The 23,253-nt window shown below is 71.6% G+C and carries 21 protein-coding genes and 4 tRNA genes; 15 read left to right on the top strand and 10 right to left on the bottom strand.

Features of this window, described 5'->3' with window-relative positions; translation table 11 throughout:
- The first annotated feature begins 44 nt into the window (after positions 1–44).
- The 7 genes from ACFRAR_RS03040 to ACFRAR_RS03010 all read left to right on the top strand — a co-directional run bounded on the left by ACFRAR_RS03040 (position 45) and on the right by ACFRAR_RS03010 (position 2,061).
- A complete protein-coding gene (locus tag ACFRAR_RS03040) occupies positions 45–386 on the top strand; it encodes a metallopeptidase family protein (RefSeq protein ID WP_380694100.1) in 342 nt (113 codons plus the stop codon).
- A 116-nt stretch (positions 387–502) separates the two neighbouring features.
- Positions 503–575, top strand: a tRNA-Glu gene (locus ACFRAR_RS03035).
- Positions 576–638: 63 nt separating this feature from the next.
- Positions 639–712: transfer RNA gene (locus ACFRAR_RS03030), tRNA-Asp, on the top strand.
- 27 nt (positions 713–739) lie between these two features.
- A tRNA-Phe gene (locus ACFRAR_RS03025) sits at positions 740–813 on the top strand.
- A gap of 134 nt (positions 814–947) precedes the next feature.
- The gene (locus tag ACFRAR_RS03020) at positions 948–1,121 is read left to right on the top strand and encodes a hypothetical protein (RefSeq protein WP_380694097.1); all 174 of its coding nucleotides are present in this window, start codon (positions 948–950) and stop codon (positions 1,119–1,121) included.
- A gap of 90 nt (positions 1,122–1,211) precedes the next feature.
- A complete protein-coding gene (locus ACFRAR_RS03015; RefSeq protein ID WP_380694095.1) occupies positions 1,212–1,778 on the top strand; it encodes a DUF3995 domain-containing protein in 567 nt (188 codons plus the stop codon).
- 58 nt (positions 1,779–1,836) lie between these two features.
- Entirely contained in the window at positions 1,837–2,061 is a 225-nt protein-coding gene (locus ACFRAR_RS03010) for a hypothetical protein (protein ID WP_380694093.1), read from the top strand.
- Between the two features lie 59 nt (positions 2,062–2,120).
- Here the strand turns inward: ACFRAR_RS03010 and ACFRAR_RS03005 are convergent, their stop codons facing one another.
- Both ACFRAR_RS03005 and ACFRAR_RS03000 read right to left on the bottom strand, forming a co-directional pair.
- Positions 2,121–3,041, bottom strand: coding sequence for a hypothetical protein (locus ACFRAR_RS03005; protein WP_380694091.1), 921 nt, complete (start codon positions 3,039–3,041; stop codon positions 2,121–2,123).
- A 3-nt stretch (positions 3,042–3,044) separates the two neighbouring features.
- A complete protein-coding gene (locus ACFRAR_RS03000; protein WP_380694089.1) occupies positions 3,045–3,560 on the bottom strand; it encodes a SigE family RNA polymerase sigma factor in 516 nt (171 codons plus the stop codon).
- A 182-nt stretch (positions 3,561–3,742) separates the two neighbouring features.
- Here ACFRAR_RS03000 and hrpA point away from each other — a divergent pair, with 182 nt between their 5' ends.
- Together hrpA and ACFRAR_RS02990 are read left to right on the top strand one after the other, a co-directional pair.
- Positions 3,743–7,723 carry an ATP-dependent RNA helicase HrpA gene (gene hrpA, locus ACFRAR_RS02995; RefSeq protein ID WP_380694087.1) on the top strand — a complete coding sequence of 1,327 codons (3,981 nt, stop codon included), beginning with the start codon at positions 3,743–3,745 and terminating at the stop codon, positions 7,721–7,723.
- 143 nt (positions 7,724–7,866) lie between these two features.
- Positions 7,867–7,940 (top strand) — tRNA-Asp (locus ACFRAR_RS02990).
- Positions 7,941–8,298: 358 nt separating this feature from the next.
- On the opposite strand, the gene bldC is transcribed toward ACFRAR_RS02990, so the two are convergent.
- Together bldC and ACFRAR_RS02980 are read right to left on the bottom strand one after the other, a co-directional pair.
- Positions 8,299–8,505, bottom strand: coding sequence for a developmental transcriptional regulator BldC (gene bldC, locus ACFRAR_RS02985; protein WP_014137253.1), 207 nt, complete (start codon positions 8,503–8,505; stop codon positions 8,299–8,301).
- A 498-nt stretch (positions 8,506–9,003) separates the two neighbouring features.
- Positions 9,004–9,936 (bottom strand): hypothetical protein, encoded by a 933-nt coding sequence (locus ACFRAR_RS02980; RefSeq protein WP_380694084.1) that lies wholly within the window; start codon positions 9,934–9,936, stop codon positions 9,004–9,006.
- Positions 9,937–10,133: 197 nt separating this feature from the next.
- On the opposite strand from ACFRAR_RS02980, the gene ACFRAR_RS02975 reads away from it, so the two are divergent.
- Positions 10,134–11,291, top strand: a complete 1,158-nt coding sequence (locus tag ACFRAR_RS02975; RefSeq protein WP_380694082.1) for a Glu/Leu/Phe/Val dehydrogenase dimerization domain-containing protein — start codon at positions 10,134–10,136, stop codon at positions 11,289–11,291.
- Between the two features lie 383 nt (positions 11,292–11,674).
- On the top strand, positions 11,675–11,932 hold the full coding sequence (locus ACFRAR_RS02970; RefSeq protein ID WP_380694080.1) for a DUF3073 domain-containing protein: 258 nt from the start codon (positions 11,675–11,677) through the stop codon (positions 11,930–11,932).
- Between the two features lie 172 nt (positions 11,933–12,104).
- On the opposite strand, the gene purM is transcribed toward ACFRAR_RS02970, so the two are convergent.
- The 3 genes from purM to ACFRAR_RS02955 form a co-directional block, all read right to left on the bottom strand.
- A complete protein-coding gene (purM, locus tag ACFRAR_RS02965; RefSeq protein ID WP_380694078.1) occupies positions 12,105–13,190 on the bottom strand; it encodes a phosphoribosylformylglycinamidine cyclo-ligase in 1,086 nt (361 codons plus the stop codon).
- A gap of 79 nt (positions 13,191–13,269) precedes the next feature.
- Entirely contained in the window at positions 13,270–14,853 is a 1,584-nt protein-coding gene (gene purF, locus ACFRAR_RS02960) for an amidophosphoribosyltransferase (RefSeq protein WP_380694076.1), read from the bottom strand.
- Between the two features lie 322 nt (positions 14,854–15,175).
- On the bottom strand, positions 15,176–16,021 hold the full coding sequence (locus ACFRAR_RS02955) for a diacylglycerol kinase (RefSeq protein ID WP_380694073.1): 846 nt from the start codon (positions 16,019–16,021) through the stop codon (positions 15,176–15,178).
- Positions 16,022–16,147: 126 nt separating this feature from the next.
- On the opposite strand from ACFRAR_RS02955, the gene ACFRAR_RS02950 reads away from it, so the two are divergent.
- Positions 16,148–17,431, top strand: a complete 1,284-nt coding sequence (locus ACFRAR_RS02950; RefSeq protein ID WP_049656442.1) for an adenylosuccinate synthase — start codon at positions 16,148–16,150, stop codon at positions 17,429–17,431.
- Positions 17,432–17,502: 71 nt separating this feature from the next.
- On the opposite strand, the gene ACFRAR_RS02945 is transcribed toward ACFRAR_RS02950, so the two are convergent.
- On the bottom strand, positions 17,503–17,658 hold the full coding sequence (locus ACFRAR_RS02945; RefSeq protein ID WP_380694071.1) for a hypothetical protein: 156 nt from the start codon (positions 17,656–17,658) through the stop codon (positions 17,503–17,505).
- Between the two features lie 324 nt (positions 17,659–17,982).
- Here ACFRAR_RS02945 and ACFRAR_RS02940 point away from each other — a divergent pair, with 324 nt between their 5' ends.
- The 3 genes from ACFRAR_RS02940 (at position 17,983) to metG (ending at position 20,874) form a co-directional block, all read left to right on the top strand.
- Positions 17,983–18,831, top strand: coding sequence for a helix-turn-helix domain-containing protein (locus ACFRAR_RS02940; protein ID WP_380694069.1), 849 nt, complete (start codon positions 17,983–17,985; stop codon positions 18,829–18,831).
- Positions 18,828–19,028: a DUF397 domain-containing protein gene (locus tag ACFRAR_RS02935; protein ID WP_380694067.1), complete on the top strand. Its 201-nt coding sequence runs from the start codon at positions 18,828–18,830 to the stop codon at positions 19,026–19,028. Before ACFRAR_RS02940 ends, ACFRAR_RS02935 begins: the two co-directional genes overlap by 4 nt.
- A 112-nt stretch (positions 19,029–19,140) precedes the next feature.
- Positions 19,141–20,874, top strand: coding sequence for a methionine--tRNA ligase (metG, locus tag ACFRAR_RS02930; protein ID WP_380694064.1), 1,734 nt, complete (start codon positions 19,141–19,143; stop codon positions 20,872–20,874).
- A 193-nt stretch (positions 20,875–21,067) separates the two neighbouring features.
- On the opposite strand, the gene ACFRAR_RS02925 is transcribed toward metG, so the two are convergent.
- Positions 21,068–21,967 (bottom strand): class I SAM-dependent methyltransferase, encoded by a 900-nt coding sequence (locus ACFRAR_RS02925; RefSeq protein WP_380694062.1) that lies wholly within the window; start codon positions 21,965–21,967, stop codon positions 21,068–21,070.
- Positions 21,968–22,006: 39 nt separating this feature from the next.
- A complete protein-coding gene (locus ACFRAR_RS02920) occupies positions 22,007–23,041 on the bottom strand; it encodes an NAD(P)/FAD-dependent oxidoreductase (RefSeq protein WP_380694060.1) in 1,035 nt (344 codons plus the stop codon).
- Positions 23,042–23,253 lie beyond the last annotated feature (212 nt).

The following is a 23,253-nucleotide window of genomic DNA, read 5'->3' as shown; positions in this document are numbered from 1 at the left end:
ACCTGGCACACCGTCATCCGACACCGGACAATGATCCGGTGGAGATGACCCGGGAAGAGTTCGAGACGCTGGTCGGCGACGCCCTCGACCAGATCCCCCCGCAGCTCGCGGCCATGATGGACAACGTCGCGATCTTCGTCGAGGACGAGCCCGATCCGAGCGACCCCGAACTGCTCGGCCTCTACGAGGGCACCCCGCTCACCGAGCGCGGCGAGTGGTACGCCGGCGTCCTGCCCGACCGCATCCTGATCTACCGCGGCCCCACCCTGCGCCACTGCGAGACCCGCGAGCAGGTGGTCGAGGAGGTCCGCACCACCGTCATCCACGAGGTCGCCCACCACTTCGGTTTCGACGACCACGAGCTGGACGAGTTGGGCTGGTCCTGACCCCCGCGACCGCCCCGACCCCCACCCGGCCGAAACCCGTTTTGGCGATCCGCCCCGCATCCCATATGCTTCTCGACGTCCCCGAACGCCGGATACGGCACAAGGACAGGCCGCAAGCCCTCATCGTCTAGTGGCCCAGGACGCCGCCCTTTCAAGGCGGTAGCACGGGTTCGAATCCCGTTGGGGGCACGTAGTACCGCAGTAATGTAGTAAAGTGCAGTGCCGCAAGACCTGAGTGGGCAACCACTACAAGGTCCCGTGGAGCAGTTGGTTAGCTCGCCACCCTGTCAAGGTGGAGGTCGCGGGTTCAAGTCCCGTCGGGATCGCTCGTCTCGCAAGAGACGGTGCAGTACGGCCAGGTAGCTCAGTTGGTACGAGCGTCCGCCTGAAAAGCGGAAGGTCGCCGGTTCGACCCCGGCCCTGGCCACAACCGGGAAGCCCCCGTAGCGAATTCGCTACGGGGGCTTCGTCGTTCCCCCGGCGGGACGGGCGACTACGCCGGGTGTCCGGTAGCGGTGGATTCGGTTCGTTCGGCTCAGGAGGCTTCGCGACTACCCGCTGATGGGCATCCCGCTCTACCTGCTGATCGACGCCCGGGAGAAGTCCGTCACCCTCTTCAGCAGGCCGGACGCCACCTGGTACCACCGGCGCGAGGACATCACCTTCGGCGAGGCGCCGCACCTCCCGGAGCCCTTCGACTTCGACCTGGTCACCGACGGGCTGCTCCCGTACTGACTCCCGGGGCCCCGGGTCCCCCCGGAGGGGGAGGGGGTCCCGCCTGCGGGACGATCCGGCGCGGTGGGGCGGCGGGGGACCGTGGACGGCATGGAGACGACACGGGACACGGGCTGGAACCGGGTGGCGCTGGGCGCCGGGTACGCGGCGGCGGGGTGGGCGGTGGCCTTCGCGCTGGTGCACCTGTACTGGCTGGCGGACGGGCGGCTGGGGCTGCCGGACGGGCGGTCGGTGTGGAGCAGCACGCCGCTGCTGGTGATCGACGTGATCGCGATCCCGCTGTGCGCCGTGGCCGCGGGGGTGGCGCTGGCGCCGGTGCGGCGGTGGGGCGCGCGGGTGCCGGACCGACTGCTGGGCTTCGCCCTGTGGGGCACCACCGCGCTGCTGGTGCTGCACGCCGCGCCGTCCGTGCCGGACTGGATCGCACTGGCCGCCGGCAGCCGGTCGAGTGACGAGCTGGACTCGATGGCCCGGTTCGCGACCTTCGGCTACGAGCCGTTCTTCCTGGCCGGCGGCCTGCTGTTCGCGGCCACCTCGCTCGGCCGCCTCGCCCACCGCACCGCCCACCGCACCGCCCACCGCACCGCCCACCGCACCGCCCGCCGGGCCGCTGACCGGCCGGTCAGTCGCGCGGTGAGCCGGCCAGCCGCGCGGTGAGCCAGTCGGCGGTGGCGGGCAGCCAGTCCGGCCGGGACTCCCTGCGCCCGGACGAACTGTGGGGCAGCGTGCTGCGCTACCCGGCGGCGGTGGACCGGCTGGACTTCCTGACCCGTTTCGCTGGTCGCTCCTCTGGCGCACCGGTCCGGACACCGACCCGCACCCCCGGCTCGAAGACCTGCTGCGGGCGTTCACCACCGAGGCCGCCCGCAGCCGCCGGCTGGAGTACGACCCGGCCCGCGACTGGCTCCCGGACGCCGACGAGGCCGCCCTCCGGCCGTGAGCCCGCCGACGACGAAGCACGGCGCCGACGCGCCGCGCTCCAGCCGTGGTCCGGAACGCTCAGGAGGTCCGGAGCCAGTCGTCGAAGGTCTGCACCACCGAGCCGTCCGCCGCGTAGTACGTGACGGTCGCGGCGTCGGTGCCCGGCTTCGCGCCGACGGCGAAGTAGCGGAACGGGGAGTCCCCGACCGCGACCGGCACCGCCTCGGTGGTGCCGCCGGTCTTCCAGGCGACCACGACCTTCGCGACCTCGGCCTGGACCCCCACGACCACCACCGGCGGGACGTCCGACTGGTGCTCGAGGCCGAGCGACGCCGCGCCGACGCCGTACGGGGAACTGCCCGGAGCCGAGACCGCGGGCAGGGCGTCGTCCGCCTGCCGCTTGCCGTCCACGGTGTAGTAGTAGTTCACCCGGTCGATATTCGGGCTCCAGTTGATGTCGATGCTCTCCTGGGTGACCGGCTTCACGTCCGGGTTGGCGGCGTACCGCTCCGCCCGGATCAGCTGGAACTGCCTGGCGAGGTCCTCCTTCGTCGAAGTGGCCGGCCACAGCGCGGCCCAGGCCTGCCAGGTGTGGCCGCTCGCCGTGCCCTCGGCGACCTTGACCCGCACCGGGTTGAACGGGTCCCGAGTGGCGGACGCGCTCGGGCGCGAGGCGGGAGCGGCCACCCCGGAGGTGGAGGGCGAAGCCGAGGCGGAGGCCGAAGCCGCCACCACGGTCGAGACGGCCTGCCGGCCGCGCTCGCCGAGCACCGCCGCACCGCCGGCGACTCCGACGACCAGCGCCGCCGCCATCCCGGCGGTCAGCACCCGTCGGCGCCACAGCCGGCGCCGCCCCCCGGCGACCAGCCGGTCGTACGGCACCGCCCCGGCGTCGACGCTGCCGGCCAGCTCGCTCAGCCTCCACGAGGCCGCGGCCTCCTCCTCCGTCTCCGCCGCCCGGCTCCCGCTCTCGTTCCCGGGCATGGACTCCGTGCTCATCTGCTACCTACCTCCGATGGTGGCCAGTCCGTTGAGTGAGGAGGCCGCCCGCAGCTTGGCCAGTCCCTTGGCCGCCTGGCTCTTCACCGTGCCGACCGAGCAGCCCATGGCCGCCGCGGTCTGGGACTCGCTGAGGTCCTCCCAGTACCGCAGCACCACGGCCTCGCGCTGGCGCGGCGGCAGGGCGGCGAGCGCGGCGAGCAGCACGGCCCGGTCGTCCGGGTCCGATCCGCCGGGCGCGGGCCGGTCGGGGAAGGCCTCGACCGGGTGTTCGGTCAATCTGCGCCGGAACCGCCGGGCGTGCTCGTTGATCAGTATCCGGCGCACGTAGGCGTTCGGGTCGTCCGCGGCGCGGACCTTGTTCCAGTGGACGTAGGCCCGCTCCAGCGCCTGCTGGACCAGGTCCTCGGCGCCGTGTCGGTCCCCCGCCAGCAGGTACGCCGTCCGCAGCAGCCGTGACCACGCGCTGCCGGCGAACGCCCGGAACTCCTCGTCCCGAACGGTCTTGTGGGCTCCCATGAGCACCTCCTCGAACCTCCAGAGCCCAGCACCCCGCCCGACCGTTGCCCGCCGTCCGCGACCGGGCGTTCGCGACGGGCGTTCGCGACCGGGCATTCGCGATCGGCCGCCGACGGCTGTGACACTGGAGGGGCTCGAAAACCGAGGTGCGCTCCACCGTGCCTCCTTGCGAACCTAGAGGGATGCCCGCAGTGAGTTCTCCCGCAGTCCAGTCCGCCGCCGCACCCGCCGAGGGCCACGGGATCGGTGAGCTGGCCGCCCGCCTGCCCGAACTGACCCTGCGCGACCAGGTGCGGATCGGGCGCCGACTGGAGGGGGCCCGCCGGGTCCGCAAGGCCGAGGCGTGGCAGAAGGTCGCCACCGAGATCGCCGCCGACATCGACCGCGCCGAGCTGGTCGTCGAGCGGCGCCGGCAGGCCGTCCCGAGGATCGGCTATCCCGCCGAGCTCCCGGTCAGCCAGAAGAAGGACGAGATCCTGGCGGCGATCCGGGACCACCAGGTGGTGATCGTCGCGGGTGAGACCGGCTCCGGCAAGACCACCCAGATCCCGAAGATCTGCCTGGAGCTGGGCCGCGGCGTGCGCGGCCTGGTCGGCCACACCCAGCCGCGCCGGATCGCCGCCCGGACGGTGGCCGAGCGGGTCGCGGAGGAGCTGGACAGCCCGCTGGGCGAGGCGGTCGGCTGGAAGGTCCGGTTCACCGACCAGGTCGGCCAGGACACCCTGGTCAAGCTGATGACGGACGGCATCCTGCTGGCCGAGATCCAGACCGACCGCGACCTCCACCAGTACGACACCCTGATCATCGACGAGGCGCACGAGCGCAGCCTCAACATCGACTTCATCCTCGGCTACGTCAAACAGCTGCTCCCCCGCCGCCCGGACCTCAAGGTCGTGATCACCTCCGCGACCATCGACCCGGAGCGCTTCTCCCGGCACTTCGGCGACGCCCCGATCATCGAGGTGTCCGGCCGCACCTACCCGGTCGAGGTCCGCTACCGCCCGGTCGTCGACGAGGTCGACGAGGAGCAGGACGAGGCCGACCGAGACCGGGACCAGATCCAGGCGATCTGCGACGCCGCCGAGGAGCTCCAGGCCGAGGGCCCGGGCGACATCCTGGTCTTCCTCTCCGGCGAGCGCGAGATCCGCGACACCGCCGACGCCCTCGACCGGCTGAAGCTGAAGAACACCGAGGTCCTGCCGCTGTACGCCCGGCTCAGCTCGGCCGAGCAGCACAAGGTCTTCCAGCGCGCGCGCAGCCGCCGGATCGTGCTGGCCACCAACGTGGCCGAGACCTCGCTGACCGTCCCCGGCATCAAGTACGTGATCGACCCGGGCACCGCCCGGATCTCCCGCTACAGCCACCGCACCAAGGTGCAGCGACTGCCGATCGAGGCGATCAGCCAGGCCAGCGCCAACCAGCGCAAGGGCCGCTGCGGCCGCACCTCGGACGGCATCTGCATCCGGCTCTACTCGGAGGAGGACTTCCTCTCCCGCCCCGAGTTCACCGACGCCGAGATCCTGCGCACCAACCTGGCCTCGGTGATCCTCCAGATGACCGCGGCCGGCCTCGGCGACATCGCCGCCTTCCCGTTCCTGGACCCGCCGGACTCGCGCAACATCAAGGACGGCGTCCACCTGCTGCACGAGCTGGGCGCGCTCGACCCGGACGAGAAGGACCCGCGCAAGCGCCTGACCCAGCTCGGCCGCAAGCTCGCCCAGCTCCCGGTGGACCCGCGGATGGCCCGCATGGTGCTGGAGGCGGACCGCAACGGCTGCGTCCGCGACGTCATGGTGATCGCCGCCGCGCTCTCCATCCAGGACCCGCGCGAGCGGCCCGCCGAGAAGCGCCAGGCCGCCGACGAGCGGCACCGCCGGTTCGGCTCGGAGACCTCCGACTTCCTCTCCTACCTGGCGATGTGGCGCTACGTCCGGGAACAGCAGCGGGAGCTCTCCTCCTCGGCCTTCCGCCGGATGTGCAAGGCGGAGTTCCTCAACTACCTGCGGATACGGGAGTGGCAGGACATCTACGTCCAGCTGCGCACCGTCGCCAAGCAGCTGGGCGTCACCATCGAGGAGCCGCACGAGGACGCCGAGCCGGACGCCGACCGGATCCACCAGTCGCTGCTGGCCGGCCTGCTCTCCCACATCGGCCTGTACGACGTGGAGAAGCGCGAGTACGGCGGCGCGCGCGGCGCCCGCTTCGCGGTCTTCCCGGGCTCCGGCCTGTTCAAGAAGCCGCCGCGCTGGGTGATGTCGGCCGAGCTGGTGGAGACCTCCCGGCTCTGGGCGCGGATCAACGCGAAGATCGAGCCGGAGTGGGTCGAGCCGCTGGCCGGCCACCTGATCAAGCGCAGCTACAGCGAGCCGCACTGGGAGAAGAAGGCCGGCGCGGTGCTGGCGTACGAGAAGGTGACCCTCTACGGGATGCCGGTCGTCGCCCAGCGCAAGGTCAACTACGGGCGGATCGACCCGGAGCTCTGCCGCGAGCTGTTCATCCGCAACGCGCTGGTCGAGGGCGACTGGGAGACCCACCACAAGTTCTTCGCGGAGAACCGCAAGCTGCTCGGCGAGGTCGAGGAGCTGGAGAACCGGGCCCGCCGCCGGGACATCATGGTGGACGACCAGACCCTGTTCGACTTCTACGACGCCCGGCTGCCGGAGGACGTGGTCTCCACCCGGCACTTCGACTCCTGGTGGAAGAAGGCCCGGCACGAGCAGCCGGACCTGCTGAACTTCGAGAAGTCGATGCTGATCAACGACGCCGCGGGCGGCGTCACCGAGGCCGACTACCCGGACCACTGGCAGCAGGGCAAGCTCCGCTTCAAGCTGACGTACCAGTTCGAACCGGGCAGCGACGCGGACGGCGTGACCGTGCACATCCCGCTGCCGGTGCTCAACCAGGTCACCTCGGAGGGCTTCGACTGGCAGATCCCCGGTCTGCGGGAGGAGCTGGTCACCGCGTACATCAAGTCGCTGCCGAAGGCGATCCGGCGCAACTTCGTCCCCGCGCCGGACTTCGCCAGGGCGGCGCTGCGCGCGGTGAAGGACCGCCAGGAGCCGCTGCTCCCGGCCCTGGAGCACGCCCTGAAGCGCCTGACGGCCGTCACCGTGCCGCCGGAGGCCTGGGACGACGAACGGGTCCCGGAGCACCTCAAGGTGACCTTCCGGGTGGTGGACGGGCGCCGCAAGCTCGCCGAGTCCAAGGACCTGGAGGAGCTGCGGCTGAAGCTCAAGCCCAAGCTCAAGGAGACGCTCTCCTCGGCCGCCTCCGGCCAGGGCATCGAGCAGAGCGGGCTGACCGCCTGGCCGGCCTCGCTGCCGGTGCTCCAGCGCACCTTCGAGCAGCGCTCGCGGGGCCACTCGATGCGGGCCTACCCGGCGCTGGTGGACGAGGGCCCGTCGGTCGGCGTGAAGCTGTTCGACACCCCGGAGGCCCAGGCCCAGTCGATGTGGGAGGGGACCAGGCGGCTGCTGACGCTGACCACCAACTCCCCGGCCAAGTCGATCCAGGGCCGGCTGGGCAACCAGGCGAAGCTGGCGCTCTCGCACAGCCCGCACGGCTCGATCGGCGCCCTGTTCGAGGACGTCGTGGCCGCCGCGACGGACCGGCTGATGGCCCTGGCCGGCGGCCCGGCCTGGGACGAGGCGGCCTTCGGCAAGCTGCACGACAAGGTGCGCGCGGACCTGTACGACCTGTCGGCGGACACCACGCTGAAGACGGCCACCGCGCTGATCGCCTTCCACAAGGCCTCGACCCGGCTGAAGGCGGTGAGCAGCCCGGTGCTGCTGAACGCGGTGAACGACGTCCGGCTGCACCTGGCCTCGCTGGTGCACCCGGGCTTCGTGACGGCCACCGGCTGGCAGCGGCTGCCGGACCTCAAGCGCTACCTGCTGGCGGTGGACCGCCGGCTGGAGGCGCTGCCCAACCACCCCCAGCGGGACGCCCAGCAGCTGCTGAAGGTGCAGCAGGTGCAGCAGGCCTACGGGGAGCTGCTGGCGGCGGTGCCGGCCGGGCACCAGCCGTCCGCGGAGGTGCGGGCGATCCGCTGGATGGTGGAGGAGCTGCGGGTCAGCTTCTTCGCCCAGTCGCTGGGCACGCCGAGCCCGGTATCGGAGAAGCGGATCATGAAGGCGATGGAGGCGGCGCGGGCGGCCCTGTGACCCGGGCGGGGCACCGGCCGACCCGGGCGGGGCCGTGAGCTGCGGCGGGCCTTCAGGAGCCAGTTCGACCTGGGGGCCCACCATGGGCTACGATCTGTCTTGTTCGCAGCGCGGCAAGCGAGTGAACGAGATCAGAAAACTCTGGTCCCGTGGAGCAGTTGGTTAGCTCGCCACCCTGTCAAGGTGGAGGTCGCGGGTTCAAGTCCCGTCGGGATCGCCGCAACGCGAGAGGCCCGGAACCGTCAGGTTCCGGGCCTCTCGCTTTTGACCACCCGGCACTTCTACCCGGAGTAGGTCTAGACCACAAGTGACGGAGAGCGTGACGGTCGTCACGCGTCACCCCCCGAAAAGGGCCTCGTGGAGCCCTCTCCAGAACCCTGTTAATTTAATATGTAAAATTGTACAGGTATTCACTGTAAATCCCCCCCACCTCACGCGCATCAAATCGTTATCCGGAGTTCAACATTCCGACTGGTTGACCCCTGCCGAACACCCTCGCGCGGACACGACAAAGGGGCCGCTTGCCGGACCCGGCGGAGTCCGGCAAACAGCCCCTTTAAAGAGCCTTTGGCCTATCAGGCCTCAGTGCGCTGGGCGGGAATCCCAGCCAGCAGAGCACGCACCTCCGCCTCGCGATAACGGCGGTGACCGCCGAGCGTGCGAATCGACGTCAGCTTGCCCGCCTTGGCCCAGCGGGTGACCGTCTTCGGGTCCACGCGGAACATGGTGGCAACCTCTGCCGGCGTCAGCAGCGGCTCAGCGTCAGGGGTACGAGCGGTCATGAGCGGCCTCCTCGGGAGAACCGAACCAGGGCGGTTCTATCCTTCAAATTCTGCACCTTGGCCCGCGATGCCCGAAATGGCATAGACGGGCCGAGTCGGTTATAGGACGAACGGCTTGTCCTGGTGTCTACAACTACACCATCCGTCCAGCCCTATCGACCAAACCGCCAAAATTGACCCCTCACGGGTTCAAGCCCGACGGATGGCGATGGACCACCCCATAACGGACAGTCACACAATGGTGACATCCGGTTACGAAGGGATCAGACCCTCCGTTTCCCCCCAAAGCACGCATCGACTCCAGAACCACCCAAAAGTGGGCACGCGCGCGTGAAGTTGGGCCGGTTGTCCCATTTTTGCACATAGGGGTAAGTTCGCGTCAACGGTGAGTAGTGTCACGTTCGGCAGGTATTGACCCGAACCAGGACCTTGGTCATCACGGTTTCGGTCCCTAAGTCCCCTGAAGTCCTCTGACAGTCATACACGCGCGGTCGGACGTCAGTTCGCATGCCGCAGGGCCAGCACCCGGTTCCACCGCACCGTCAGTTCCCCGTACGCGCGCAGCGCCTCGGCGGTGTCCCCCGCCCGCAGGGCGCGCAGCCCCTCCTCCAGCTCCCCCGCCGAACGGTCCGCCAACAGCCGCTCCGGCCCCAGCAGATGCACCAGTCCCCCGTAGTCCAGCTCCACCAGCGAGCGCGGGTGGAACTCCTCCAGCCAGCGCCCGATCCGCTCCGCCCCCCGCACCAACTCCCCCTCCGGCACCGCCTCGCGCAGCGCCCGCAGGGCCCGCGCCACCCGTCGGCGGGCCTGCGCCATCGGCACCAGGTAGAACAGCGCCGCCGGCCGGCCCCGCTCCCCCGCCACCCCTTCCGTCCCCTCCGCACCCTCCGCACCCTCCGCGCCCTCCGGCACGAAGCAGCGGTCCTCGTCCCCGAACGGCAGGAACCAGCGCACCGGCACCTCCCACCGGCTGGTCAGGATCCACGGCCGGGCGTCCGGGTGGTCGGCCCGCCAGCGCTCCCGGTCCGCCTCGGCGGCCGCCCTCGCCACCGGCGGCAGCGCGGAGTCCAGCAGCGCCACCGGCGCCCCGGCCCGCAGTTCCTCCAGCGCCTGCCAGCTGCGCAGCCTGGTCGCCCACGGGCAGACGTACAGTACGCCGTCCACCACCCGCAGGTACGCCCGCCCGCTCTCCTTCTCGGGCAGCGCCCTGGGCGTGCGGGCGGCCAGTTCGGCCAGCGCCTCGCGCTGCTCCGCGAGCACCGCCGCCGCCACCGGCTGGGCCGGCTCCGCGGCGTCCGGCCCGTACTCCGCCGCCCGGGCCTGCCAACGCGACCGCTCGGGCTCCGGATGGGCGGACAGCGGCTCGTAGACCCGCAGGTGGGCGGCGTAGGGCGGTTGTACGGAAGTGCGTACGACGGTCACGTCCTGCATGGTCGCACGCACCGCCCGGCCCCGGGAGGGCGCGCCCCCGAACCGCTCGCGACCGCGGCCGCGCCCCCGTCCGTCTCACCCCTCGGACGTCCGGGGCCTGCTGGGGCAAGACTGCCGATCGGCGGCCCGCCCGCGACTACTCTTCGCCCTAGGCGCCCGCACCACAGCAGCGGGCCTTCGATACTGGAGTCACCACAGTGACCGACGTACAGACCCCCGCCACGCACCCCGCATCCGGCGTGCTCAGCAGGATCTTCCGTACCGAACAGGACGGTGCCCCCGGCGACGGCCACGAGCAGGTCGTCCTCTGCCACGACCGCAGCTCGGGCCTCAAGGCGATCATCGCCATCCACTCGACCGCCCTGGGCCCGGCCCTCGGCGGCACCCGCTTCTTCCCGTACGCCTCCGAGGAGGCGGCGCTGGAGGACGCGCTGAACCTGTCCCGCGGGATGTCCTACAAGAACGCGCTGGCCGGGCTGGACCTCGGCGGTGGCAAGGCCGTCATCATCGGCGACCCGAACAAGGACAAGAACGAGGCGATGCTCCGGGCCTACGGCCGCTTCGTCGAGTCCCTGCGCGGCCGCTACATCACCGCGTGCGACGTGGGCACCTACGTCCAGGACATGGACGTCATCGCCCGCGAGACCGAGTTCGTCACCGGCCGCTCGCCCGAGAACGGCGGCGCCGGCGACTCCTCCATCCTGACCGCCTTCGGCGTCTTCCAGGGCATGCGCGCCACCGCCCAGGCCCGCTGGGGCCAGCCGACCCTGCGCGGCAAGCGGGTCGGCGTCGCCGGCGTCGGCAAGGTCGGCCACTACCTGGTCGGCCACCTGGTCGCGGACGGCGCCACGGTCGTCGTCACCGACCCCTTCGAGGCGGCCGTCAACCGCGTGCGCGCGGCCCACCCGGAGGTGGAGGTGGTGGCCGACACCGCCGCCCTGCTCCAGGCCAAGCTGGACGTCTACGCCCCGTGCGCCCTCGGCGGCGCCCTCACCGACTCCGTCGTCGCCGCGCTGGGCGAGTTCGGCACCTCGGTCGTCTGCGGCGCGGCCAACAACCAGCTGGCCCACCCGGGCGTCGAGAAGGACCTGGCCGACCGCGGCATCCTCTACGCGCCGGACTACCTGGTGAACTCCGGCGGCGTCATCCAGGTCGCCGACGAGATCGACGGCTTCAACTTCGACCGGGCCAAGAACAAGGCCACGAAGATCTTCGACACCACCCTGGAGATCTTCACCCGGGCCGCCTCCGACGGCATCCCGCCGGCGGTCGCCGCCGACCGCCTGGCCGAGAAGCGGATGCGCGAGATCAGCGCCCTGCGCACGGTGCTGCTGCCCGCCGCCCGCCGCGCCTGATCCGGCCCGCCAGCGGACCCGTGATGCGCGGGGGGCCTCCACCGAGGCCCCCCGCGCATCACAATGTGGAACCGGATTCTCACTTCTCCGCCCGAACGGGTGATCCGAGGTCCCCCTAGGGGGGATAATCGGTCCTGGAACGACGGACCTCAGACACCTCCGGACAGCGCGAAAATCGCCGCAAAACCTCCCTTGACCTGGAAAGACCTGGCCTCGGGTGCGGTCGGTGCGCGCCACGTCACACCGACGACGTACCGTCCAGCGGCGGAAACAGGTACCGTTAATGCTCCAAGGGACGGCCTCTCCCATTCGGGCAGACGCCGGTCCTGATCATGAACACGTGTCAGCGGGGCCGTGAGCCCCATCGTTGAGGGGGTCGACCCATGGGGCGCGGCCGGGCCAAGGCCAAGCAGACGAAGGTCGCCCGCGAGCTGAAGTACAACAGCGGCGGGTTCGACGCTAACCGTCTGTCCAACGAGCTGGGCGTATCGCCGTCCACTCCTGCGATCGAGCCAGAGCCGATCGAGGAAGTGGAGGACGACGACCCCTACGCGGAGTACGCCGCCCGCTACGCCGACCTCGACGACGAGGACGACAGCGGGTCGGGTCCCGGGGCCTCGCAGGCCTCCCGCCGCTCGTAACCGAGCAGTCCCGCCGGACCGGTCCGGGCGCCCAGGGCGCCGGGCCGGTCTTCGGCGTTCCCTCGGCCGGGTCCGGTGGCCCGGGGACGCCCCCGGCCACCCCAGGACCGTCCCGGTACGCGGGAGGGCCCCTCCGGTGCACCGGAGGGGCCCTCTCGTCGGCACCGGCCGATCAGCTCGCGCGGAAGCCCTCGTAGGCGTTGTAGAGGGCCGCGCCGCCCTCGTGCTCGTCGGCGCGCTCGACGATGTCGCCCAGCAGCCAGGACTCCACGCCGCGGTCCTCCAGGATCGACAGCACGACGTCCACCGAGTGCGGCGGGACGACCGCGACCATGCCGACGCCCATGTTCAGCGTCTTCTCGATCTCCAGGGTGGCCACCTTGCCGACCTCGGCCACGGTCTGGAAGACCGGCAGCGGGGTCCAGGTGCCGCGGTCCAGGCGGGCGTGCAGGCCCTCCGGGATGACCCGGGCCAGGTTGGCCGCCAGACCGCCGCCGGTGACGTGCGAGAACGCGTGCACCTCGGTGGCGCGGGTGAGCGCCAGGCAGTCCAGCGAGTAGATCCGGGTCGGCTCCAGCAGTTCCTCGCCGAGGGTGCGGCCGAACTCCTCGACCTTGCGGTCCAGGTTCCAGCCGGCCTCGTTCAGCAGCACGTGGCGGACCAGCGAGTAGCCGTTGGAGTGCAGGCCGGAGGCGGCCATCGCGATCACCACGTCACCGGCCCGGACGCGCTCCGCGCCGAGCAGCGCGTCGGCCTCCACCACACCGGTGCCGGCGCCCGCCACGTCGTACTCGTCCGGGCCCAGCAGGCCCGGGTGCTCGGCGGTCTCGCCGCCGACCAGGGCGCAGCCGGCCAGGGCGCAGCCCTCGGCGATGCCCTTGACGATCGAGGCGACCCGCTCCGGGACGACCTTGCCGACGCAGATGTAGTCGGTCATGAACAGCGGCTCGGCGCCGCACACCACCAGGTCGTCGACGACCATGCCGACCAGGTCGTGGCCGATGGTGTCGTGCTTGTCCATGGCGGCGGCGATGGCCACCTTGGTCCCCACGCCGTCGGTGGCCGAGGCCAGCAGCGGCCGCTCGTAGTTCTTGAAGGCGGACGCGTCGAAGAGGCCGGCGAAGCCGCCGAGACCGCCGACCACCTCGGGGCGGCCGGCCTTCTTCACCCACTGCTTCATGAGCTCGACGGCGCGGTCGCCCGCCTCGATGTCGACACCGGCGGCGGCGTAGGTGGCGCCGTTCTGGTTGGAGGTCACTGCGTGCGGCCCTTTCGGGTCAGGGTGGGGGGTTGGAACAGCGGTGGGGTCCCGGTTCGCGGGACCCCACCGTGGGTTCTCACGGGCGGCGCAGCGCGTCGGCCGCGCCCGCCCCGCCGAGCAGCGACTGGACGCCGTCCAGGTCGCTGCCGCTGGTCGGCTTGCCGCGGACGGCCGGCGGCTGCTGGCTGCCCTTGATCTCGGCCTCCAGCAGGAGCTTGCCGAGCAGCGCCGGGTCCGGCAGCTCCATCGGGTACTCGCCGTCGAAGCAGGCCCGGCAGAGCCTGTCCTTGGGCTGCTTGGTGGCCTCGATCATGCCGTCGATCGAGATGTAGGAGAGCGAGTCGGCACCGAGCGTGCGGCCGATCTCCTCGATGGTCATGCCGTTGGCGATCAGCTCCGCGCGGGTGGCGAAGTCGATGCCGAAGAAGCAGGGCCACTTCACCGGCGGCGAGGAGATCCGGATGTGGACCTCGGCGGCGCCCGCCTCGCGCAGCATCTTCACCAGCGCGCGCTGGGTGTTGCCGCGGACGATCGAGTCGTCCACGACCACCAGGCGCTTGCCGGCGATGACCTCGCGCAGCGGGTTGAGCTTGAGCCGGATGCCGAGCTGGCGGATCGTCTGGCTGGGCTGGATGAAGGTGCGGCCCACGTAGGCGTTCTTCACCAGGCCGGAGCCGTACGGGATGCCGCTGGCCTCGGCGTAGCCGATCGCGGCGGGGGTGCCGGACTCGGGCGTGGCTATCACCAGGTCGGCCTCGACGGGGGCCTCCTTCGCCAGCCGACGGCCCATCTCCACGCGGGAGAGGTGCACGTTGCGGCCGGCGATGGAGGTGTCGGGGCGGGCCAGGTAGACGTACTCGAACACGCAGCCCTTGGGCTTGGCCTCGGCGAACCGGGAGCTGCGCATGCCGTTCTCGTCGATGGCGATGAGCTCGCCGGGCTCGACCTCGCGGATGAAGGAGGCGCCGCAGATGTCCAGCGCCGCCGTCTCGGAGGCGACCACCCAGCCGCGCTCCAGCCGGCCGAGCACCAGCGGGCGGATGCCCTGGGGGTCGCGGGCGGCGTAGAGGGTGTGCTCGTCCATGAAGACGAGCGAGAAGGCGCCCTTGACCTTGGGCAGCACGACCTTGGCCGTCTCCTCGATGGAGAGGTCCGGGTGGCCGGCCAGCAGGGCCGTCACCAGGTCGGTGTCGTTGGTCGCGGCGGTCCGGCCGGAGCGCGAGATGTGCTCCTCGCCGGGCAGCTCGGCGACCATCGCCGCCAGTTCGGCGGTGTTCACCAGGTTTCCGTTGTGCCCGAGGGCCAGCGAACCGTGCACGGTCGCCCGGAAGGTCGGCTGGGCGTTCTCCCAGACCGAGGAACCGGTGGTCGAGTAGCGGGCGTGTCCGACGGCGATATGCCCGTGCAACGACCCCAGCGAGGCCTCGTCGAAGACCTGGGAGACGAGTCCCATGTCCTTGAAGACGAGAATCTGGGAGCCGTTGCTCACTGCGATGCCCGCGGATTCCTGACCGCGGTGCTGCAGGGCGTAAAGGCCGAAGAACGTGAGCTTGGCGACCTCCTCGCCGGGAGCCCAGACACCGAAGACGCCGCAAGCGTCCTGGGGGCCTTTCTCACCGGGAAGAAGATCGTGGTTGAGTCTTCCGTCACCACGTGGCACGCCTTCGAGTCTAGGGCAGTTGACCAGGGCTTCCGGAACCCGGGACTTCCGCTTTGTCCGGTGACGGCGGGTTAACGCGCGTAGACAAAACCCCTTACGGGGCGGGGATTTCGGGTGGGGGACATTCCCGCGGGTGGCGGTTGGCCTTGTGGTTCGCGCCTGTTGGGGAATTGCGCGGGTACGGCGGCGGCCGTCGGGGCGCGACCGAACGTGAGCCTGCTCACCCGGGGTTCTTCCGCCCGTCGCCCGGCCTTCGCCCGCCGGTTCCGGACGACCGCGACCGTCCGCGACCGGACGACGGCGGGCCGTGGGCGCCCCGGACTCAGGCCGCGGGCAGCAGCAGCCCCCAGGCGGCCGGGTGCACCGTCCAGGTCCGGGCGCGGACCGGGCCGACCGGGTGGCCGTCGGCCTCGTAGCCGAAGCCGCGGCCGACCACCGAGACGCTCGCCGCCCGGGCGCGCACCAGGGCCCCGGAGGCGGCGACCACCACCTCCAGCTCGCCCGTTCCGTCCGGGGCGCCGGACGGGAGCGAGACCTGGACCAGCCGGACCGGCCGGTGGACGTCCGCGAGCAGCCGGCCGTCGGCCTCGACCCGGACCCGGGAGCCGTGGTCGGAGCCGTCCGTCGTGAGTACGTTCGCCTGCTCGGCCGCAGCCAGTTTCGCCCATAGCGAACGCCAGCCACCCGCGCGGCCCACCGGCCGACGGCTGCTCCCGCCGGTGATCCGCACCCCGCCCAGCGCCACCCCGCCGCCGTCGTCCACCAGCAGGTCCAGCCGGCGCGGCGCGCCCGACAGCACCGCCCGCGCGGCCCGGACCGGCTCCTCCGGCACGCCGAGCGCGCGGGCCGCCAGCAGCTCCTCCGCGCGGCCGACCGGAACCATTCCCACCGGTTTGGTGCCCAGCTCACGCTGGCGATGCAGCGCCTGGAGCACCCGCTGGAGCGCGAGGTCGGAACCGATCACCACCGGTCGCCTCCGGCCCCGGTGCGAAAGCACCCGGTCGAGCTCGGAAGGGCTCTCCGGGAAGGCCACCTTGACGTCCGCGCCCCCGCAGAGCACGTCCTTCGCGATCCGCACCGACTCGCCGTCGGTCTGCCGGGCCACCGGGTCGAGGAGCAGCAGGAGCGGCTCCGGGCCGCCGGTAGCAGGCGTGGACAGGGACGACACGACCGGTCCTTCCTCAGGTAATCTCTCGGTGCAAGAGCCCCTTGCGCCATTGCGCCAGGGGCTTCGTCTATCTCGGGGCAGACTGCGGCCTACGCAGGATGCCCCAACCGGAAGGGGTGTACGCCTGTGCCGGCACTCGTGCTCGTTGGCGCTCAGTGGGGAGACGAGGGCAAGGGGAAGGCCACCGACCTCCTGGGCGGCTCCGTCGACTACGTGGTCCGCTACCAGGGCGGCAACAACGCCGGTCACACGGTGGTCATCGGCGACCAGAAGTACGCCCTGCACCTGCTCCCTTCCGGAATCCTCAGCCCGAACGTGACGCCGGTGATCGGCAACGGCGTCGTGATCGACCCGGCCGTGCTGCTCTCCGAGCTGGCCGGTCTGAACGACCGCGGCATCGACACCTCGAAGCTGCTGATCTCGGGCAACGCCCACCTGATCACCCCGTACCACCGGACCCTGGACAAGGTCACCGAGCGCTTCCTCGGCAAGCGCCGGATCGGCACCACCGGCCGCGGCATCGGCCCGACCTACGCGGACAAGATCAACCGCGTCGGCATCCGGGTCCAGGACCTGTTCGACGAGTCGATCCTGCGCCAGAAGATCGAGGCGGCGCTGCACGACAAGAACCAGATCCTGGTCAAGCTCTACAACCGCCGCACCATCCCGGCCGACCTGGTGGTCGAGGAGTACCTGGGCTACGCGGAGAAGATCAAGCCGTTCCTCGCCGACACCACCCTCGTCCTGGACGAGGCGCTGAAGGCCGACAAGGTCGTCCTGCTGGAGGGCGGCCAGGGCACCCTGCTCGACGTCGACCACGGCACGTACCCCTTCGTGACCTCGTCGAACCCGACCGCGGGCGGCGCCTGCACCGGCGCCGGCATCGGCCCGACCAAGATCGACCGGGTCATCGGCATCCTCAAGGCCTACACCACCCGCGTCGGCTCCGGCCCGTTCCCGACCGAGCTGCTGGACGAGGACGGCGAGGCGCTGCGCCGGATCGGCGGCGAGCGCGGTGTCACCACCGGCCGTGACCGCCGCTGCGGCTGGTTCGACGCCGTCATCGCGCGCTACGCGACCCGGGTCAACGGCCTCACCGACTTCTTCCTCACCAAGCTCGACGTGCTGACCGGCTGGGAGCAGATCCCGGTCTGCGTCGCGTACGAGATCGACGGCAAGCGGGTCGAGGAGCTCCCCTACAACCAGTCGGACTTCCACCACGCCAAGCCGATCTACGAGACGCTGCCGGGCTGGACCGAGGACATCAGCAAGGCGAAGACCTTCGCCGAGCTGCCGAAGAACGCCCAGGCGTACGTGAAGGCGCTGGAGGAGATGTCGGGCGCGCCGATCTCGGCCATCGGCGTCGGCCCGGGCCGCGACGAGACGATCCAGATCAACTCGTTCATCTGAGCCCGAGCGCTTCGAGGGCCCCGCGGGACGCACCGTCCCGCGGGGCCCTTCGCGTTCCCCGCCGGCCGCCGCTACTTCCGCTCGCCGGCGGCGGACCGGCCGGCGGCGAACTCGGGTTTGACGGGGCGGGGTTCGCAGGCCTGGATGTTCACCAGCCAGACCAGCCAGCCGACGAACAGGACGGCGAGCAGGAGCGCCGACAGTCCGGCGACGAGGAGGGTGTTCACCGCGCCGCGGAAACGCGCTGGTGAGGAAGGGGCTGATGGGGGAGGCCGAGGAGTGAGGGGAAGGGCATGGCTGTCTCCGGTCGGTGGTTTCGGGCGCCGCGACCATGCATCTGGTGGGTGTTGACGGCTGATTGACGACTGTTTAGGCAGAAACAAGTCAGCGAGTGACACGGACGACCATAGGGTCAAGGTGCCAGAGTTGCTACCGAGCAGGAAGACGTTCACTCCATCGTGGTGTATCCCCCGTTTCGGTAGCTAGGGCCAGGTGTGCGCGGCACACTTCACCGGAAGCATCGACGCAGCCGCGACCCGGAGAAGAGAGTCATGCCACCCCGCTTGTCGCCGACCGTGCGCCAGCAGCGCCTCGGGATCGAGTTGCGCAGGATGCGCGAACGCGTGGGCGTCACGCCCAAGAGCCTGGCCGCCACCATCGGCACCGACCTGCCCAAGATCTCCCAGATGGAGAACGGCAAGTCGGGCATCAGCGCCGAGCGGCTCCGGATCTGGGCCCGCACCTGCGGCTGCGAGGAAGGCCCCTACCTGGACGCGCTGTCGGCGATGACGCAGGACCGGCGCAAGTACTGGTGGGACGGCTTCCGCGGCCGGCTGCCGAACGCGATCATCGACATCGCGGAGATGGAACACCACGCGTCCTCCCTGTCCATCCTGAACAGCACCTTCATCCCCGGCCTGCTCCAGACCCCGCAGTACGCCGCCGCGGTCTTCGAACGGCTGCCCCCGCAGTACCGGCAGGAGGCGGACGTCCGCAGGGAGTTCCGGATCCGGCGCCAGCAGATCTTCGTCGACCAGCCGAAGCCGTACAGCGCGTTCCTCCACGAGTCGGCGCTGCGCATGCAGTTCGGCGGTCCGGACGTGCTGCGCGAGCAGCTGCGGAGCCTGCTGGAGAACTCCGAGCGGCCCGGGGTGGAGATCCGGGTGATCCCGTTCAGCGTGCCCACCTACACCGGCTCCGGGGAGAGCCTGTACCTCGCCCGCGGGCCGGTCCCGGAGCTCGACACCGTCCAGATCGACCTCTCCCACGGGCCGAAGTTCGTACACACCCAGGCCGAACTGGCCTCCTACCGGCGGATCAAGGAGGAGACCGCGGGGATCGCACTCGGGGCGGACGAGTCCAGGGACTTCATCCGGACCCTGCTGAAAGACTTCGCATGAGTACCTGGCGCAAGGCGACGGCCAGCGGGGAGAGCACCGACTGCGTCGAAGTCCGGGCGGCGGGCGAGCTGGTGGAGATCCGCGAGTCGGACCGGCCCGAGGTCGTGGTGCGCACCACGCCGCGCAAGTGGGCCGCCTTCGTCCGCGGGGTGAAGTCCGGGGAGTTCGACGGGTACGGCGACTTCACCCGGCCCTGACGTCCGGCCCCGCCCCGCCCCGGGCCCTAAGCTGGCAGCCCACAGTGACCCCTGCGCCTGGCACGGCCCTCCGGGTGGGGTGCGCGTGCGGGAGAAATCGGAGCGTCCGAGGATGGCTCGGCACCTGATCACCAGCGCCCTTCCGTACATCAACGGGATCAAGCACCTGGGCAACATGGTCGGGTCGATGCTCCCGGCGGACGTCTACGCCCGGTACCTGCGCCGCCGCGGCCACGAGGTGCTCTTCGTCTGCGCCACCGACGAGCACGGCACTCCCGCCGAACTGGCCGCCCAGGAAGCCGGGTTGCCGGTCGCGGAGTTCTGCGCCCGGGCGCACGGGGCGCAGCGGGCGGTGTACGAGCGCTTCGGGCTCTCCTTCGACCACTTCGGCCGCAGCTCCTCGCCGCAGAACCGGGAGACCACCCAGGAGATCGCCCGCGAGCTCCAGCGCAACGGCTTCATCGAGGAGCGCGCCGTCCGCCAGGTGTACTCCAACGCCGACGGCCGCTTCCTGCCGGACCGCTACATCGTCGGCACCTGCCCGCACTGCGGCTACGACAAGGCGCGCGGCGACCAGTGCGAGAACTGCACCCGGGTGCTGGACCCGACCGACCTGCTGGAGCCGCGCTCGGCCATCAGCGGCAGTTCCGACCTGGAGGTCCGGGAGACCCGCCACCTGTTCCTGCTCCAGTCGAAGCTCACCGAGGAGGTCGAGGGCTGGGTCGCCGCCCACGGCGACGACTGGCCGGTGCTGGCCTCCTCGATCGCCCGCAAGTGGCTGACCGAGGGCCTCCAGGACCGCTCGATCACCCGCGACCTGGAGTGGGGCGTCCCGGTGCCCGCCGACGTGTGGCCCGAACTGGCCGCCGAGGGCAAGGTGTTCTACGTCTGGTTCGACGCCCCGATCGAGTACATCGGCGCCACCAGGGAGTGGGCGGACGCGGCCCCGGCCGGGCAGCCGCGGGACTGGACGTCCTGGTGGTACGACGTCGACGAGACCGTCCGGTACACCGAGTTCATGGCCAAGGACAACGTCCCGTTCCACACCGTGATGTTCCCGGCCACCCTGCTCGGCTCGCGCCGCCCGTGGAAGAAGGTCGACTACGTCAAGGCCTTCAACTGGCTGACGTACTACGGCGGGAAGTTCTCCACCAGCCAGAAGCGCGGCGTCTTCACCGACGTCGCGCTGGAGCTGCTGCCCGCCGACTACTGGCGCTACTTCCTGATGGCGCACGCCCCCGAGTCGGACGACTCCAGCTTCACCTGGGACCTGTTCGCCTCGGTGGTCAACAAGGACCTCGCCGACACCCTCGGCAACTTCGTCAACCGGGTGCTCTCCTTCAGCCGCAAGCGCTTCGGCGACGACGTCCCGGGCGGCCACCCGGCGGGCGAGCCCGAGCAGCGCCTCGGCGAGCAGGTCGCCGGCCTGCTCGCCGAGTACGAGGCCCAGCTGGACGCGCTCAACTTCCGCAAGGCGGCGCAGGCGCTGCGCGCGCTGTGGAGCGCCGGAAACGCGTACCTGGACGAGAAGGCGCCCTGGCTCCAGGTGAAGACCGACCCGGACGCGGCGGCGCTGACCCTGCGCACGGCGATGAACCTGATCCAGCTGTACGCGGTGGTCTCCGAGCCGTTCATCCCGACCGCGGCGGCGGCGATGCGCGCGGCCTTCGCGCTGCCCGGGGACGCGCCGGCGGCCACCCTGGACTGGGTCGGCCCGGAGCGGGCGCGGGCGCTGGACCTGGTGCCGGCCGGGACGGCGTTCACGGTGCCGCCGGTGCTGTTCGCCAAGATCACGGACGAGGACCTGGCGGCCTGGACGGAGCGCTTCGGGGGCGCGGCGGCCTGAGCGGGCGGTGCGGCCTGAGCCGGCGGCGCGGCGGGGCTACTCCGCCGCGCCCCGCCCGTGCGCGCCGCCGTCGCCGAACTCGCCTCTCCCGCGCGGCTGTTGGCAGGCCGGACGACCCGGCCGCCTTCCGCCGGACGGTGACGGACTTCCTCGCCTCCTGACCGGCGGCGGCAACCCGGGACGGGACCGCCGGTCAGTCCCGGCGGGCCGTGTGGACGGTCATCGCGGAGAGGTAGAAGGCGTCCGGGCGGCGCAGGATGCCGGTGGGGGCGTCCTCGTCGAGGAGGGCCTCCAGCGTCGCCCGGTCCTCGGCGTCGAGCTGCTCGGCGAGCTGGTCGTGCCGACGGGCCAGCTGGGTGTGCAGGTAGCCGCGGACGGGGCCGGCCAGCGGGGCCGGGTGGTCGACCAGGAAGGTGCGGGTGCCGGCCGGGGTCAGTCCGGCCCGCCCGAGCATGGCCGGCCAGTCCTCGATCTCCGGGGTGCTGCCGGGCAGTTCGGCCCGCATGGCGCTGAAGCCGTCCTCGTGGGCGGCGTCCATCCGGGCCTGGAAGCCGGGCCGGCCGAGGCCGAAGTCGCGCGGCAGGTAGCGGGCGGGCAGGCCGCTTTCGGCGACCGCCAGCAGGCCGCCGGGGCGCAGTGCTCCGGCGAGCGAGGTGAGTGCGGCCTGCTGGTCGCCCAGGTGGTGGACGGCGTTGCCGGACCAGATCAGGTCGGCCTCGCCGAGCTTGTCGAACTCGGCGGGCAAGTCGGCCTGCTGGGTGCCGAGCCGGCCGCCCGAGCGGGTCCTGGCGCGCTCCAGCAGGGCGGCCGACTGGTCGACGGCCACCACCTCGGCCGCCGGGAAGACCTCCGCCAGCAGTCCGGCGATCACGCCGGGCCCGCTGCCGACGTCCAGGACCCGCCGCACCTCGCCCTCCCGGTGCAGGCCGAGCAGCCACCGGCCGGCCTCGGTGACGGCCCCGGCCCGCAGGTCGGCCTCCAGCTCCAGGTGGGCGGCGAGCGCGTCCCAGTCGAGGTCGGCGGCGGGGACGTGCCCGTGCCCGTGGCCGTGGGAGTGACTGTGGGAGTGACTGTGGTGCTGGTGCGCTGACATCAGGATTTCTCCGATCGTGGGTTGACGAAAGCTTCCCGCTCAGACGGGCAGGGCTGCGCCGGACGCGCGGTACCCGTCGACCGCCCGGTCGATCTCCTCCGCCACGAGGTCGTGGTCGAGCGCGAAGGCCGCCGCCGCGCCCATCCCGGCGGCGGTGACCACCTGGGCGCGCGGGTCGGCGACGTTCCCGACCGCCCAGACCCCGGGGAGGCTGGTGCGGCTGGCCCGGTCGGTGGCGACCCAGCCGTTGTCGTCGCGCGCGCAGTCGAGGCCGAAGAGCAGGGCGTCCCGGGGCACCGGCTGCGGGAAGACGAACACCGCCTCGCGCGGCACCACCTGCCCGTTCGCGAGCTCGACGCCGCGCAGCCGCCCGTCGTCGGACACCAGACGGACGATCCGGCCCTCGACCACCCGGACCTGCCGGGCGGCGAGCCGTTCCCGCTCGGCGTCGGTCAGCGTGAGGGTGTGCGCGAGCAGCACCACGTCCGCCGACCACTGCCGCAGCAGCAGCGCCTGGTTGACCGCCCCCGGGCCGGTGCCGAGGACGCCGAGCGGCCGGTCGCGGACCTCCCAGGCGTGGCAGTACGGGCAGTGCAGCACGTCCCGGCCCCACCGCTCGACCAGGCCCGGCAGCTCCGGCAGCCCGTCGCGCAGCCCGGTGGCGACGACCACCCGGCGGGCGCGCAGCACCGGGCCGCCGGCCAGGTGGACCACGAAGCTCGCGGCGAGCCGATCGCCGCCATCACCACCATCGCCGCCCTCGACGGCCTCGACGGCCTCGACGGCCTCGATGTGCTCGACCCGGGCGTCGAGCAGGTCCACCCCGTACCGGGCGACCTCCTCCCGTCCGACCGCCAGCAGGGCGGCCGGGGGCATGCCGTCCCGGCTCAGGTAGCCGTGCATGTGGGCGGCGGGCGCGTTGCGCGGCTCGCCGGCGTCCACCACGGCGACCCGGCGCCGGGCCCGGCCCAGCACCAGCGCGGCGTTCAGTCCCGCCGCTCCGGCGCCGACCACCACCACGTCGTAGCGCTCGCCGTCCCTGTTCCCGGTCATCGTCCGTGTCGTCTCGCCCATGGCGCTCACCTCCACCGCCAGGCTGCGGCCGCCTCCACCGAATCGGCAAGCATTGTTGCCAGCTCAGCAAACCATCCGGCCGCTCCCCCGGCACGGCGGCCCGGCCTCCCCCGCCCGGGGGAACCGACGGGAACGGCCACCCCTTGCCTTGGAGCGCACTCCAACTCCTAACCTCTGAGCAGTCACTGACTCATCACCAGGGGGAAAACACC

The sequence above is a fragment of the Kitasatospora sp. NPDC056651 genome (assembly GCF_042792155.1).
GTDB lineage: Bacteria > Actinomycetota > Actinomycetes > Streptomycetales > Streptomycetaceae > Kitasatospora.
This window is presented reverse-complemented; position numbering and strand designations above follow the sequence as displayed.